This window comes from Dietzia massiliensis (assembly GCF_018390595.1).
Lineage (GTDB): Bacteria > Actinomycetota > Actinomycetes > Mycobacteriales > Mycobacteriaceae > Dietzia > Dietzia massiliensis.
In genome coordinates this window covers 1-13,047 of sequence record NZ_JAHBAV010000022.1, presented here as the reverse complement: position 1 = coordinate 13,047, position 13,047 = coordinate 1, and the positions used below count along the sequence as shown (strand labels likewise).

Annotated in this window: 15 protein-coding genes and 1 pseudogene; 10 read left to right on the top strand and 6 right to left on the bottom strand. The window is 72.0% G+C overall.

Going from position 1 to position 13,047, the window contains the following annotated elements:
- Positions 1 to 3: 3 nt before the first annotated feature.
- Positions 4 to 1,428: an NAD(P)/FAD-dependent oxidoreductase gene (locus tag KHA85_RS08185; RefSeq protein ID WP_213185422.1), complete on the bottom strand. Its 1,425-nt coding sequence runs from the start codon at positions 1,426 to 1,428 to the stop codon at positions 4 to 6.
- 253 nt (positions 1,429 to 1,681) lie between these two features.
- Here KHA85_RS08185 and KHA85_RS17970 point away from each other — a divergent pair, with 253 nt between their 5' ends.
- Together KHA85_RS17970 and KHA85_RS08175 are read left to right on the top strand one after the other, a co-directional pair.
- Entirely contained in the window at positions 1,682 to 2,986 is a 1,305-nt protein-coding gene (locus KHA85_RS17970) for a class I SAM-dependent methyltransferase (RefSeq protein ID WP_213185421.1), read from the top strand.
- Positions 2,987 to 3,031: 45 nt separating this feature from the next.
- Positions 3,032 to 3,511, top strand: a complete 480-nt coding sequence (locus KHA85_RS08175) for a nitroreductase family deazaflavin-dependent oxidoreductase (RefSeq protein ID WP_213185420.1) — start codon at positions 3,032 to 3,034, stop codon at positions 3,509 to 3,511.
- Positions 3,512 to 3,583: 72 nt separating this feature from the next.
- Here the strand turns inward: KHA85_RS08175 and KHA85_RS08170 are convergent, their stop codons facing one another.
- On the bottom strand, positions 3,584 to 4,066 hold the full coding sequence (locus tag KHA85_RS08170) for a MaoC family dehydratase (RefSeq protein ID WP_070723000.1): 483 nt from the start codon (positions 4,064 to 4,066) through the stop codon (positions 3,584 to 3,586).
- Positions 4,067 to 4,130: 64 nt separating this feature from the next.
- Between KHA85_RS08170 and KHA85_RS08165 the strand changes: the two genes are divergently transcribed.
- A complete protein-coding gene (locus KHA85_RS08165; RefSeq protein WP_213185419.1) occupies positions 4,131 to 4,898 on the top strand; it encodes a thioesterase family protein in 768 nt (255 codons plus the stop codon).
- Positions 4,899 to 4,931: 33 nt separating this feature from the next.
- On the opposite strand, the gene KHA85_RS18395 is transcribed toward KHA85_RS08165, so the two are convergent.
- Genes KHA85_RS18395 through KHA85_RS08150 form a run of 3 tightly spaced genes read right to left on the bottom strand, consistent with a single transcriptional unit; the run spans position 4,932 to position 7,639 of the window.
- Positions 4,932 to 5,687 (bottom strand): GNAT family N-acetyltransferase, encoded by a 756-nt coding sequence (locus KHA85_RS18395; RefSeq protein ID WP_306666427.1) that lies wholly within the window; start codon positions 5,685 to 5,687, stop codon positions 4,932 to 4,934.
- A gap of 59 nt (positions 5,688 to 5,746) precedes the next feature.
- A complete protein-coding gene (locus tag KHA85_RS08155) occupies positions 5,747 to 6,100 on the bottom strand; it encodes a cupin domain-containing protein (protein WP_213185418.1) in 354 nt (117 codons plus the stop codon).
- Between the two features lie 54 nt (positions 6,101 to 6,154).
- A complete protein-coding gene (locus KHA85_RS08150) occupies positions 6,155 to 7,639 on the bottom strand; it encodes an L-lactate permease (protein WP_213185417.1) in 1,485 nt (494 codons plus the stop codon).
- A 106-nt stretch (positions 7,640 to 7,745) separates the two neighbouring features.
- On the opposite strand from KHA85_RS08150, the gene KHA85_RS08145 reads away from it, so the two are divergent.
- The 6 genes from KHA85_RS08145 to KHA85_RS08125 all read left to right on the top strand — a co-directional run bounded on the left by KHA85_RS08145 (position 7,746) and on the right by KHA85_RS08125 (position 11,710).
- On the top strand, positions 7,746 to 8,312 hold the full coding sequence (locus tag KHA85_RS08145; protein ID WP_236885370.1) for a hemerythrin domain-containing protein: 567 nt from the start codon (positions 7,746 to 7,748) through the stop codon (positions 8,310 to 8,312).
- A gap of 2 nt (positions 8,313 to 8,314) precedes the next feature.
- Positions 8,315 to 8,485: a hypothetical protein gene (locus KHA85_RS17960; RefSeq protein WP_236885369.1), complete on the top strand. Its 171-nt coding sequence runs from the start codon at positions 8,315 to 8,317 to the stop codon at positions 8,483 to 8,485.
- Positions 8,486 to 9,229, top strand: a complete 744-nt coding sequence (locus tag KHA85_RS08140) for an MBL fold metallo-hydrolase (protein ID WP_213185416.1) — start codon at positions 8,486 to 8,488, stop codon at positions 9,227 to 9,229.
- Entirely contained in the window at positions 9,226 to 10,275 is a 1,050-nt protein-coding gene (locus KHA85_RS08135; RefSeq protein WP_438802049.1) for a zinc-binding dehydrogenase, read from the top strand. The genes KHA85_RS08140 and KHA85_RS08135 overlap by 4 nt, the downstream gene beginning before the upstream one ends.
- Positions 10,276 to 10,291: 16 nt before the next feature.
- Complete coding sequence (locus KHA85_RS08130; RefSeq protein WP_213185415.1) at positions 10,292 to 10,858, top strand: hypothetical protein; 567 nt, start codon at positions 10,292 to 10,294, stop codon at positions 10,856 to 10,858.
- Between the two features lie 360 nt (positions 10,859 to 11,218).
- Positions 11,219 to 11,710, top strand: coding sequence for a pyridoxamine 5'-phosphate oxidase family protein (locus KHA85_RS08125; protein WP_213185414.1), 492 nt, complete (start codon positions 11,219 to 11,221; stop codon positions 11,708 to 11,710).
- Between the two features lie 98 nt (positions 11,711 to 11,808).
- Here the strand turns inward: KHA85_RS08125 and KHA85_RS08120 are convergent, their stop codons facing one another.
- Positions 11,809 to 12,333: a DUF309 domain-containing protein gene (locus tag KHA85_RS08120; protein ID WP_213185432.1), complete on the bottom strand. Its 525-nt coding sequence runs from the start codon at positions 12,331 to 12,333 to the stop codon at positions 11,809 to 11,811.
- A 70-nt stretch (positions 12,334 to 12,403) separates the two neighbouring features.
- Between KHA85_RS08120 and KHA85_RS08115 the strand changes: the two are divergent.
- Positions 12,404 to 12,988 (top strand): annotated as a pseudogene (locus tag KHA85_RS08115) (RtcB family protein); the annotation flags it as partial.
- Positions 12,989 to 13,047: the final 59 nt, after the last annotated feature.

The window sequence follows — 13,047 nt, the reverse complement described above, 5'->3', positions numbered from 1 at the left end:
CCCTCAGTCGACCGACGCGGAGGCGGACTGTTCCTCCCGCGACCGATCAGCGGACCGCTGGGCGGCGTCGTCGGCGGCCACCTGCTCGAGGGCCTGGCGCGCGTAGACCCACTGCTTCGTCGAGGTCAGCTGCGAGCGGTGATCGCCGCCCATGTGCATCCCCCACGAGAACATCGTCGTGATGCGGTTCTTGAAACCGATCAGGTAGGCGAGGTGCACGACGAGCCACATGACCCAGGCGATGAAACCCGAGATCTCGATCGGGCCCATCTTCACCACCGCGCTGTAGCGCGACACCGTGGCCATGGAGCCCTTGTCGAAGTACTTGAACGGCTTCCGCTCGGCCGGGGTCCGGCCCTTCTCGACCTCGGCGATGATCTGCTTGGCCGCGTACTTGCCACCCTGGATGGCGACCTGCGCGACACCGGACAGGTTGTCGAGGCTCATCATGTCGCCCACCACGAAGATCTCCGGGTGGCCCGGCAGTGAGAGGTCCTTGTTGACCAGCACGCGTCCGGCGCGGTCGATCTCCGCGTCCGTCTGGTCGGCGAGCTGCTTGCCCAGGGGGCTGGCCTTGACGCCGGCGGACCAGATCTTGCACGAGGCGTCGATGCGACGGACGGAGCCGTCCGGATCCTTGACCTCGATGCCCTGGTAGTCGACGTTGGTGACCATCGCGTTGAGCTGGATCTCCACGCCCATCTTCTCCAGCCGGGCGCGCGCGGCGTTGCCGAGGTTGTTGCCGAACGGCGGCAGCACCGCGGGCGCGGCGTCGAGGAGGATGACGCGGGCGGAGGCCGGGTCGATACGGCGGAAGCTGTCCCGGAGCGTGTGCTGGGCGAGCTCGGCGACCTGACCGGCCATCTCGACACCGGTGGGGCCGGCGCCGACGATGACGAAGGTCAGCAGGCGACGGCGCTCCTCCTCGTCGTCGATCACCTCGGCCTGCTCGAAGCAGCCGAGGATGCGGCTACGCAACTCGAGCGCGTCGTCGACCGTCTTCATGCCGGGCGCCCACCGCTCGAAGTGGTCGTTACCGAAGTAGGACTGGTTGGCGCCCGCGGCGACGATGAGGCTGTCGTACTCGAGATCGAAGTCGATGTGGCCGGCCGAGGCGTGGATCTTCTTGGCCGCCACGTCGATCGTGTCCACGTCGCCCAGGACGACCGTGGCGTTCTTCTGGTCCCGCAGGATGAGGCGGGTCGGCGGGGCGATCTCGCCGACCGAGAGGATGCCGGTGGCCACCTGGTAGAGCAGCGGCTGGAACAGGTGGTGGCCCGTCCTCGCGACCAACGTGACGTCGACGTCGGCCTTCTCGAGCTGCTGGGCGGCGAACAGGCCGCCGAAGCCGGAGCCGATGATGACGACGCGGTGCCGGCGGCCGGCCGGTGCGGTGGCGGTGACCTGGTCGGTTGCGGGCTCGGTCATGGCGGCTCCTGATGAGGCTGGTCTGTGGTGAGGGGCTCGTTGGCCTCGTCGGTCTCGGGGCCCGCGCAACTACCGCCGGGCACGAGTCCCCAGGATAGTGCGCCGTCCGACACCGTGCACACGGAGAGGCGCGGCGTGCGGGTGCGCGGGCCCCCGTCGGACCGAGCGGCACGGTCGCCGCCGCGCCTCAGCCGGGGGACGGCCGGGCGGCGGTAGCGTCCCTGTGACGCGAGCCCCACAAGGAGGGACACCGGTGGTCAGAGTCGAACCCCAGGCCGTCGACCTCGAGCGCTGGCCCGCGCTCGCCCCGCCGTCCGGGGTGTCGGGCCAACCGCCGGTCCTCATCGCCCAGGCGCTGCGCCGGTCGGCGCGCGAGCTCGGCCTGCGGATCGACTACCCCGACGCGTCGGCGGCGGGGGAGTACGACGCCCCGGTCCGGGTGGTGCTGCGCGAGCCGGAGCACTTCTGGGCGCGGCTGGCGGAGGGCGGTGTGGTCGGGCTCGGCGAGTCGTTCATGGCCGGGGACTGGACCACGCCCGACCTGTGCACCGCCATCGCGACGCTGGCCCCGTGGGTCGCCGCGAACGCCGACTGCGCCCACCCGGGGGAGCGGGCATACGGGCGTGACGGCCGCGGCCCCGTCGGCGGTGGGCGGCGGCGGGGCGGCCCCGTCACGGTGGAGCTTGAGGACTCCGTTCCCGGCGCGCTGACCTCGTTGTACACGGACGAGACGATGTCGACCTCGGGCGCCGTCTTCGCGTCCGGTGCCCGGACCCGGACCCGCCTGGAGGACGGGACCGACGTGGTCCACCTGGAGGCGCCGTCGCCGGCCCCCCGGCGGGGCGATCTGGGGGACGCCCAGCGTCGGTCGGCCGACACGATGCTGACGCTGGCGGGGGTGCAGGACGGCTCCCACGTGCTCGTGGCGACGCCCGGGTGGGGCGAGCTGCCCATGCGTGCCGCGGAGCGCGGTGCCCACGTGCGCACCATGACGGCGTCCACCGAGAGATTGTCGGCGCTGGGGTCGAGGTTCGCGGCGGCAGGGCTGGACGAGGAGATCTCCCTGTTCCTCGGGGCCCCCTCCGATGCCGCCGGGATGGTCGACGCCGTCGTCGCCGCCGAGCCGGGCACGATCGCCGGCCGCGCCGGGCACGACGAGGTGATCGGCGTGGCCGACCGGCTCCTCGGTCCGGGCGGGCGGCTCGTGGTCCACACGACCGTCGCGCCGGGCCGCCCCACCCCCGCGGTGGTGGAGCTCGCGGCGTGGGAGTCGAGGTATGTCTCGGAGGCGGGGCCCCCGGTCGCGTGGTCGGAGCTCGTCGACGCGATCGAGCGGGCGCCGAGGCTGACACTGCGAGGGCGGGTCGAGACGACCGCCCACCACGCGGAGACGGTCCGCCTCTGGTCCGAGACCTTCGCCCAGCGTGGTCGCGACGCCGCCGCCCTGGGCTTCGACGCCGTCTACCGACGGATGTGGGCGTTCCACCTCGCGGTGCTGGAGGCTGGACTGCGGGCGGGATGGACCGAGTCGGTGCAGGTGCTGGCGACCGCGGAGTGAGCGGTGTCGCACCGCGACGGACGGGTCACGACCTAAGGTCGTCCCATGGGAAACCTCCTCACCCCGCTCGCGATCTGGTTCGGTCGGCAGGACGCGACGCGCGAGAACTCCCACCTCGTCGTCACGCTGGACCGGTGGCTGAGCCGGGTCTCGCGCGGCCGCGTCCCGTTGCTCCGGCTGGCCGGGCTGCCCACCCTCACCCTCCACGTGCCCGGGCGTAGGAGCGGGGAGCCTCGCAGCACGCCCCTGCTGTGCGCCTCCTGGAACAACGGCCTCGTGGTGGTCGGCTCCAACTGGGGCGGTCAGACGACTCCGGCCTGGGTCCACAATCTGCGCGCGGCCGGCGAGGGGGAGGTCGAGATCTCGGTCTACGGCGCGCGGCTCGTCGTGGACGTGCGCGAGCTGGCCGACGACGAGCGGGCGTCGGCGTGGGCCGCGGCGGTACGCGTGTGGCCGAACTACGAGATCTACGCCCGCCGCACCACACGGACGCTGCCGGTCTTCCACCTGACCCCGAGGCTCTAGCGGTTCCCGCTGGCGTCGACCGGGTCGGCACGGCGGCGCCCCGGGGTCATGGCCGGCGGCGGGCCGGGCGGGTCAGGGCCGGCGGGCTACCATGTTCATCGCGGTCGCGGTGAGGACCGGGTCGCCGTCCTGATTGATCAGGGTCACGTCGGTCGTCAGCACCCCGCGGTCCGGCTTGGTGCGCGACGGGCGGACACCCGTGGTCTCGCACAGCAGGGTCAGCCGGTCGCCGGGGCGCAGGGGCCGCACCCACCGCAGCTCGTCGATCCCGGGCGAGGCGAGGCTCGCCACGCTGGTGAGGTAGTTGTCCGCGAAAAGGCGCATCATGAGCGCGGCGGTCTGCCAGCCGCTCGCGATGAGGCCGCCGAACGGGCCGGCGGCCGCGGCGTCCGGGTCGGTGTGGATGCTCTGCGGGTCGTAGCGCCGGGCGAACTCCATGATCTCCCCGGCGTCGACCGACTCCTCGCCGAAGCGGTACCGGTGACCCTCGGTGTAGTCCTCGAGGTACCGGTCGTCGATCGGGGTGGTGAACTGGTCGAACTTCTCGTCCGTCATGCTGCCTCCCACTGCTGTGTGTACGCTCCCCAGTTAATCACCACTCACCGACTGGAGGACGGGGATGGCGTACTTCGAGAGGCTCGGACCGGGGAGCTTCCGGCCCACCGATCATGTGAGCGGCGCCTGGGACGAGTCCACGCAGCACATCGGTCCCGCGCTGGGACTGCTCGTCCATGCCGTGGAGCTCGACCTGGCCGGACGGCGCGACGATCCGATGGTCCTCTCGCGCCTGACGTACGAGCTGCTGGGCGTGGTGCCCATGGACGCGGTGGACGTCGAGGTGGAGGTGATCCGACCCGGGCGCACGATCGAACTGGTGGAGGCGACCTATTCCCACGGCGACCGGGCGGGCATCCGGCTCCGCGCGTGGTTGCAGCAGCCGCGCGACACCGCGGCGATCGCCGGCGACGCCTTCGACCCGCTGCCGCCGCCGCAGGAGATGGAGCCGTGGGATCCCACCTCCGTGTGGGGCGGCGGGTACCTCGCCTCCGCCCGGGTGCGGCGGGACTCGAGGGGGCCGGGCCGGGCCCGGTACTGGGTGCGCACCGACGTCCCTCTGCTCGCGGCGGAAGAGGTCAGCCCGCTCGCGCGGATGACGGCGCTCGTCGACATCGCCAACGGGATGGCGATCCGTGCGGACCCGGCCGTCGTCACCTTCCCCAACATCGACCTCACCGCCCACCTCGTGCGCTCACCCGCGGGGCAGTGGCTGGGTTTCGACACCCGCGTCACCTTCGGACCCGGCGGCCTGGGGCTGACCGCGAGCGTGATCCACGACGAGGACGGCCCTGTCGGCACCGTGTCCCAGTCGCTGACCGTACGGCCGTAGAGGACCGGCGCGCGACGAACCCCGGGCGCGGCTCTACAACAATCGCAGGTAGCAGCGCATCCCCGATCCGCTGTCCGGATCGCGGTCGGTGAACTCGTGGCGTTCGTAGAAGCGCCGCGCGCCCAGGTCATCGGCGTCGACGTTGATCAACATCTCCTCGCACCGCCTGGCGACCACCTCGGACAGCACGCGGCTGATGATCGCCGTCCCGACACCGCGCCCCCGGAGCTCCGGTCGGACGTAGAGCTCCTCGAGCTGCGCGAGAGGGTGGTCGGAGTAGGGGGTGGGGCGCAGGGTGACCAGGGCGAAGCCGACGTCGGTGGGAACGCCCGGGTCGCCGGGGCTCCCGGGGGAGGCGACGACGGCGAGGACGTCGTCGCGCACGAGGAGGTCTCCGAATCGCCGGGCGGCGTCGTCGGCGGTGGGCGTCGCGGACTCGAACTCGGTGTTGAACTCGTACAGCATCCGACCGAGCGACCCCGCGTCCGCCGGCGAGGCCAGGCGTATACCCGGGTCGGCGACGGCCGAGGCGGTCCGCGGCGGCGCCCCGGCGGGGAGCGGGCCCTCGAAGGCGGCCCGGAGGCGCGCCAGGTCCTCGGCCACCATCGCGGCGTCCCGCTCGAACTCGTCGTCGTCGACCCCGCGCAGCGTGAAGACCACCTCCGCACCCTCGGGGTGCGGCACGACCCGCAGCGGGTTGTAGGTGACGGTCCCGTCGGGGAGCGTGACCTCGTGGTCCAGTACGCCCAGCTCGTTGCGGGGTAGGAAGCGCACGCTCACGCGTCCCATCGGGGAATCCACGACGAGCGTGTCGCCGCGGTCAGGGTCACGACCGCCGCGCGCGCCCGTCAGTCGACGGGTTCGGTGTCGTAACTTCCCTGACCCGGGATGCTGGTGACCGTCGTCAGCAGGAACACGGAGTCGGCGAGCGCGGTGACGGAGTGCCGACGGTGGGTGAGCGTGTGCAGCTCGCCGGCGGCGATGTCGGTGGTGCCGTCGCCGGTCACGCGGACGGCGCCCTGGAGCAGGTAGAGGCTCGCGGCCGGGGGAGAGTTGTGCTCATCCAGCTCGGTGCCCTCGGTGAGGGCGAGGAGCGCCTGACGCAGCGGACCCTCGTGGACGAGGAGCTCGGCGTGGCGACCGTGCTTGGACTCCTTGGCCTTATCGAGGATGCGGTCGGCGGTCTCGGTCACATGGTTCATGGTGGAACTCACTGCCTCTCGTGTCGCGGCCATCGGGGTCTCTTTCCACGAACACTACGTCAGGACGGCGACCACCGCGCAGAGCACGACGGTCGCCGTGACCACCGCAGTGGCCAGCGTGCGGGTGGCACGGGCGGGGAGCCGGGTGCGGCCGGCCAGCACGACGCCGACGGCGAGGGCCACGCGCGGGGGAGAGACGATGATCGCGAAGGAGCCCCCGACGTTCTGGCCGGCGAGCGCGACGAGCCCGTCGGCGCCGAGTCCGGTGGCGGTCGCGGTGGTGGCCGCGGAGAACATGGCTGCGGCACCGGTGTTGGTGCCGGTGAGGTAGCCGCCGAGCGCACCCACCGCGGGGGTCAACGCCACGGCCGCGGATCCGAGTCCGGTGGCGAGCCCGGCGAGGTGGGCGGCCGCGCCGGCGGTGGCCAGGACGATGCCGATGGCCATGAACACGATGGCGTTTCCGGCCACCGGGACCCACGTCGCCAGCGCCGTCCGGAGCAGGCGCGCGATGCCCGAGCCGGGTGTGGTGTACACGCGCAGCGCGACGAGGGCGGCGACGAGGACCCACAGGGCGGGGGAGGTGAGCCACCCCGCGCCGGCCGGGGCGCCCGCGACCGCCAGCGCGGCGGTGGTGCCGAGGATCCCCGCGAGCAGGACGGCGAACGGGACGAGAGCGCGCACGAGTCCGCCGGTCACGGCCGGCAGCGCGCCGTGACGCAACCGCGCCACCGCCAGCAGCACGGCGATGACGGCCGCCGAGGCGATGATGCCCGACGGTGCCACGCCGACGACCGCGTTGGACGCGACGAGGACGGCCCACTGGGTGACCACGACGGCCGCGCCCAGCGCGACGTGGCGCGCGGGCGGTCGGGTGAGGGCTGGCCACCGTGGGGCGTCCGGCGACCCGGTGGTCGCAGGGGTCCGGCCGGTGACGACGACGAGGACGGTCATCATGCTCACTACGAAGACCGGGAGGCTGAGCAGGGCGGACCAGTATCCCAGGGCGTCGACGCCCAGGCCTCCGAGCTCGGCGGCGACGAGGGTGCCCGGGCCCAGTGAGCCCCACGGGACCAGGACCAGCCCGAGCAGGCCCACGACGACCGCCTTCACAGGTGGTAGACCCATCCGCACGAGCAGCGGCGCGGTGATGACCACGCCCAGCCCGAAGCCGGTGACCGACTCCATGAACGGCGTGAGACCGAACACCAGCAGCAGGATCGCGGGCACCCGGTCACCGCCCGAACCGATCCGCTCCAGCCACCCGGCGATGTGGTCCCTGCTCCCGGTGGCCGACAGGGCCGTGGCCAACAGGACGCCGCCGAGGAGGATTAGTGCGACCTCGAGCACCGTCGGCCCCAGCTGGGCGGCCGCGGTGGCGACCTCGTCGTCGTCGGGCCGGAAGACGGTGACCGCCCCCGCCAGGGCGGCGACGAGGCCCGCGGTTCCCGCCACCAGCGAGGGGACCCGGAGAGCCAACAGTGCCAGGACCACGACGACCGGGGCGACGGCGACGCCGGTCGACACGAGCTCGCTCATCGCTCTCAACCTACCCGCGCGGGTGGCCGAGGTCACCGGGCCCCGCGGTGGACCGGTTGCGGGCCGATCCGCCCGCGCGCACCCTACGCGGTAGGGAGGACACCGCATGCGATCTCTGTCAGAGCAGAACCTCGATGACCTGGGCGGCCGGTGGAGCGTCCTCGCCTGGCAGAAGCTCGACCACATGGAGCTCGACCGGCTCCTCGGGGAGGTGGAACGGACGGACGGCGCGGAGCAGAAGCTGGCCCTGATCAAGACCTATCGGCTCGTGTTCCCCCACGCCTTCGCCGAGGAATCCGTGCTGTGGCCCGTGATGCGGGCGGAGCTGCCCGACGGGCACGAGCTGACGCTGCGCGTGGAGCAGGAACACCAGGAGGTCAACGAGCTCGTCACCCTGCTGGAGAACCTCGGTGACGCCCACCCGGAGCGCGACGAGGTGCTGCGTCGCCTCATCACCGTGCTGCGCGACGACGTCCGGGACGAGGAGGACGAGCTGCTGCCGCGGCTGCAGGAGAAGCTGAGCCCAGCCCGGCTCCGGGCCCTCGGCGTGGCGTGGCCCGGCTCCGGGCCCTCGGCGTGGCGTGGGAGGCGGTCCGGCGCACCGCGCCCACCCGTCCCCACCCGGTGGTCGCACGCCGGCCCCCGGGCAACGTCGCGGCGGCGCTCCCGCTGACCGTGACCGACCGCCTGCGTGACGTACTCGAGTCGGCGGCCCTCCGCGGGCCGGACGCCGTCGGCCCCGCGCTGACCGCGGCCAGCGGGGTGCTGGCGCGCGCCGCCGGCGCGATCGAACACCTGCCGATCATGCGGCGCGGCGAGGATCCCAGCACGTCGAGAGGAGAATGAATGCACGCCACCGAGGTCGCCGACCGCGTCCACCGCCTGGCCCACGCCCACGTCAACTGCTATGTCATCGACGACGACGACGGAGTGACCCTCGTCGACGCCGGCCTGCCCAGCATGTGGGGGCTGCTGACCGACACCCTCCGCCGCCTGGGGCGCGGCCCCGGCGACGTGCGGGCGCTCGTGCTCACCCACGGTCACTTCGACCACGTCGGCTTCGCCCGCCGCGCCCGCGTCGAGCTGAACGTCCCGGTCCTGGTGCACCCGGAGGACGACCACCTGGCCGCGCACCCGTACAGCTACAAGCCCCAACGCAACCGACTGCTGTACCCGCTCCTGCACCCCCGGTCGCTGCCCGTGCTCGGGCGGATGGCGATGGCCGGGGCGCTCAATGTGCGGGGGATCGAGGACACCGAGGAACTGGCGGTCGACAGCGCGCTCGAGGTTCCGGGACGGCCCACGGCGATGTTCGCCCCCGGGCACACCGGTGGTCACTGCATCCTGCACCTGCCCGAGCGGGACACGGTGATCAGCGGCGACGCGCTGGTCACGCTCGACCCGTACACGGGGGCCACCGGCCCGCAGATCGTGGCGTCCGCGGCCACCGCCGACACCGCCCGCGCCATGGAGTCGCTGCGCCCGGTCGAGGCCACCGGCGCCGCGACCGTCCTGCCCGGACACGGCGAGCCGTGGACCGATGGCGTCGCCTCGGCGGTCTCCCACGCCCGCGACGTCGGCGAACACTGACCACCGAACGCAGAGCGAGAGGACGCCCAAAGGACATCCCCGCGATCGAGCACCCGATCGGCCACACCTTCGGCCACGAGTTCGTGGGCACCGTCCACGAGGTCGGACCGTCAGTGCGGAACCTCCAGCCCGGGGACCGGGTGATGGTGCCGTTCAACATCTTCTGCGGCACCTGCTACTTCTGCGCCCGCGGGCTGTACTCCAACTGCCACAACGTCAACGCCGGCGCGACCGCGGCCGGGGCGATCTACGGGTACTCCCACACCTGCGGCGGTTACGACGGGGGGCAGGCCGAGTTCGTCCGCGTGCCGTTCGCCGACGTCGGGCCCACGATCATCCCCGAGTGGATGGACGAGGAGGACGCGCTCCTGCTCACCGACGCCGTGGCCACCGGGTACTTCGGCGCCCAACTCGGCAGCATCGTGGAGGGTGACACGGTGATCGTGTTCGGTGCTGGCCCGGTGGGGCTCTTCGCCGCCAAGTCCGCCTGGCTGATGGGCGCGGGCCGCGTGATAGTGATCGACCACCTCGACCACCGACTGGAGAAGGCGCGGACCTCCGCCCACGCGGAGACCTACAACTTCACCGAGTACCGCGACATCGTGGTGGAGATGAAACGCACCACCGACCACCTCGGCGCGGACGTGGCGATCGACGCGGTGGGCGCCGAGGCCGACGGCCATTTCATCCAGCACGTGACCTCGGCGAAGTTCAAGCTCCAGGGCGGCTCGCCGATCGCGCTGAACTGGGCGATCGACTCGGTGCGCAAGGGCGCGACCATCTCGGTGATGGGTGCCTACGGTCCCGTCCAGAGCGCGATCAAGTTCGGCGACGCGTTGAACAAGGGCCTGACCATCAGGGGCAACCAGTGCCTGGTGAAGCGGCAGTGGCCCGGGCTCTTCGAGCACGTCCGGAACGGGCACCTCACACCCAACGAGATCATCACCCACCGCATCCCCCTGGAGCACATCGCGGAGGGCTACCACATCTTCTCCGGCAAGCTCGACGACTGCATCAAGCCGATCGTGCTGCCGAACGCCGGATAGACCACAGGAGGCCGACATGCCGTACACCGCTGATGATCGACCCCCGCGCAGGTCAAGCGAGGAACTGCGCGCTCAGATCCCCGGGTGGGGAGCGGACCTCGACCCCGCCGTCCGCCCCTCGTACCCCAAGCTACGGCGCGACCTGGAGACCGGCGCGCACTGGGACTTCCCCGAGCGCCAGCCCGAGCGGACTCCCCGGGAGCGTTCGATCGAGCACCGTTTCCTGACCCCGGTGTTCGGGACCGCCCAGCCGCTGCACGGGGTGTCCGGGATGATCCGTCGCAAGGCCTACCAGCTGGGGGAGGACAAGACGTCCCGCTGGTTGATGCTGATGGGTGCCGATCGGGTGGAGGCGGTGGGCAGCCACGTCCGATCGCTGCTCACGTTGAGGCCGGACAACCCTGTCACCGAGACCGGCGTCGTCACCGAGTTCACGGCCGGCGGGCTCTCGTCACGTCTGGGCAGGGGACGCTACGACGTCCGCCACCAGTGGATGGATCCGATCCTGATCGGCGGTCCGTGGGTGCTGGCGGTGGGTGCCGCGGTGGGCGGGGTCGCGGGGCTGCGGGCGCTCAAAGCCTGAGAACCCGCAGCGTGCGCAGGTGGCGCCCGCTGGCTGTCAGTGACCGTGGCGGCCGCGCTGCGACACCAGGGTCGGGCGCAGCGCCCGCTCGGCGATGAGCCCGGTGGCGGCGGAGAACACCGCCTTGTGCAGGACGTCCCCCGCCAGCTCGCGCCGCGGCCAGGCGGCCCGCCGTGGGCCCTGCCGCTCCGGTGGTCCACGCCTCGCTCGGACCGCCGCGTCCGGTCAGCCGAGTTCGGTCGGACGGTTGGTGACTTCCCCAGGTGGGCACCGGAAGACAGCGCTGTGTGACGACCCGCAGGGATCGCCGGCACATACGTGGGACGGGGACCGACATTCCATCGTGGAAAGGCATGTCCCATGTCAGACGACACCAGATCGCCCGAGCAGATCGTCGCGGACCTGATCGCGAAGTCACCGATCTGCATGATCACCACCATCGGCCCCGACGGTCGTCTGCTGAGCCGCCCGATGACCCGCCAGAACTCCGACTTCGACGGCACGCTGAGGCTGCTCGCCCCCAGAGACGGTGACCTCGTGTCGGAGATCGCGACCAACAGGCAGGTCAACGTCTCGGTACAGTCTTCGGACGGGTTCGTCTCGGTGGCGGGGCGAGCGGCCGTCGACGACGACCGGAACGCGGTGGCCGAGAACTGGAGCCCTGCGGTCGACGACGCCTGGTTCCCCGACGGTTCGGAGCAGGCCACCTCGATCCTCGTGCACGCCGACTCGGCCGAGTACTGGGATTCGAGCGGCTCGAGCATCGCCCACATCGCCTCGTTCGTCCGCGCGGCGGTGTCCCGCGACGATCGGGCTCCCGACATGGGCGACAGCGGCACGGTCGAACTGTAGGTCCGGCGGCGCCGTCGAGCGGGAGATCTGACGGCGCCGCAGGGGGCTCCCGGGGCGGCAGGGCCGGCCGGGCCCTCGGCTTCACTGCTCGGTGACGCTCAGTCCTGCGCCGACGCCCCGTCGTCGGGGACGCGACGTCTGACGAGTCGCGGCCTCAACCGATCGGGAGCGGGGGAGCCTCCCCGTCGGAGCTCGGCCATGAGGTCGTGCGCGTAGGCGACGAGCCCCGTCGCGTCGACCCCGTGCGGTGCCGGGCCGTCGCCATGCGCGAGGCGCTCGGCCGCGCGCTCGAGCAGCGCCATGGCTCCCTTGGCGTTGGCGCGCTGGATGTGCGTGATGCCGACCGCCAACTGGGCGAGACCTTGCCACAGGAGTCGCTCGTCGGCGGGACCGCTCTTCCACGCTCCCTCCAGGACCTCGTGGGCGTGGAACGCGCGACCCCGGTCCAGCAGGTCCTGTGCCCACGCCAGGGACTCGGCGGGCGGCAGGTCGAGATCCTCGGGAATGCGCTCGACCCCCACGCTGCCCGGCGGTAGCGGGCGACCGAGCTCGTCGCGAGGGCGGGCGTTACGCGCGCGACCTTCCTCATCGCGGTCACGATCCGAACGGGGAGAGGTGGACATGGCGCCATGGTCCCACCGGGTGTCGCCCGAGTGCCACCACGTGGCGGTCGGGAACCGGGACAATGGAGCCATGCCAGTCACTCTCGCCCCGAATGTGCTGTCGTGGGCGTCGGCGATCGACGAGAAGACAATCGGCCAGGCGGTGGCCCTCGCGCGGCTGCCGATCATCCACCCACACCTCGCGCTGATGCCGGACGCACACGCCGGCAAGGGGTCCGCCGTCGGCACCGTCATCCCGACCGTCGATGCGGTCATCCCGGCCGCGGTCGGGGTCGACATCGGTTGTGGAATGGTGGCCGCGCGTACCCGGTACACGGAGTCCGCCCTCGACCGCATCGACCTGAGCACGTTGCGCGATCGGCTCGAGCGCGCGATACCGCTGTCGCCGGGCAACTACAACAAGGCCGTCCGTAACGACCACACGCGGGAGCGGGTCCGCGAACTCGAGATGCTCGCCGACTCCGGCGGCGTCGACCTGTCCCATTCGCCGAAGTGGCGCGAGCAACTGGGGAGCCTGGGCGGCGGGAACCACTTCATCGAGCTGTGTCTGGACGAGTCCGGAGCGGTGTGGTGCTTCCTGCACTCCGGGAGCCGAGGGGTGGGCAACAAGATCGCCCAGAAGCACATCAGGATCGCTCAAGAGCAGTGCGCGGAGCGGGGTGGCGGATAGGGCCAGTGGGTACGCCTAGTCCGGCGATCCGGTACTTCGATTTC

Bases quoted from the DNA above. Each gene is read 5' to 3' on its own strand.
- KHA85_RS08185 (WP_213185422.1), bottom strand. From the start codon at position 1,428: ATGACCGAGCCCGCAACCGACCAGGTCACCGCCACCGCACCGGCCGGC.
- KHA85_RS08175 (WP_213185420.1), top strand. From the start codon at position 3,032: ATGGGAAACCTCCTCACCCCGCTCGCGATCTGGTTCGGTCGGCAGGAC.
- KHA85_RS08170 (WP_070723000.1), bottom strand. From the start codon at position 4,066: ATGACGGACGAGAAGTTCGACCAGTTCACCACCCCGATCGACGACCGG.
- KHA85_RS08165 (WP_213185419.1), top strand. From the start codon at position 4,131: ATGGCGTACTTCGAGAGGCTCGGACCGGGGAGCTTCCGGCCCACCGAT.
- KHA85_RS18395 (WP_306666427.1), bottom strand. From the start codon at position 5,687: ATGGGACGCGTGAGCGTGCGCTTCCTACCCCGCAACGAGCTGGGCGTA.
- KHA85_RS08155 (WP_213185418.1), bottom strand. From the start codon at position 6,100: ATGAACCATGTGACCGAGACCGCCGACCGCATCCTCGATAAGGCCAAG.
- KHA85_RS08150 (WP_213185417.1), bottom strand. From the start codon at position 7,639: ATGAGCGAGCTCGTGTCGACCGGCGTCGCCGTCGCCCCGGTCGTCGTG.
- KHA85_RS08145 (WP_236885370.1), top strand. From the start codon at position 7,746: ATGCGATCTCTGTCAGAGCAGAACCTCGATGACCTGGGCGGCCGGTGG.
- KHA85_RS08140 (WP_213185416.1), top strand. From the start codon at position 8,486: ATGCACGCCACCGAGGTCGCCGACCGCGTCCACCGCCTGGCCCACGCC.
- KHA85_RS08130 (WP_213185415.1), top strand. From the start codon at position 10,292: ATGCCGTACACCGCTGATGATCGACCCCCGCGCAGGTCAAGCGAGGAA.
- KHA85_RS08125 (WP_213185414.1), top strand. From the start codon at position 11,219: ATGTCAGACGACACCAGATCGCCCGAGCAGATCGTCGCGGACCTGATC.
- KHA85_RS08120 (WP_213185432.1), bottom strand. From the start codon at position 12,333: ATGTCCACCTCTCCCCGTTCGGATCGTGACCGCGATGAGGAAGGTCGC.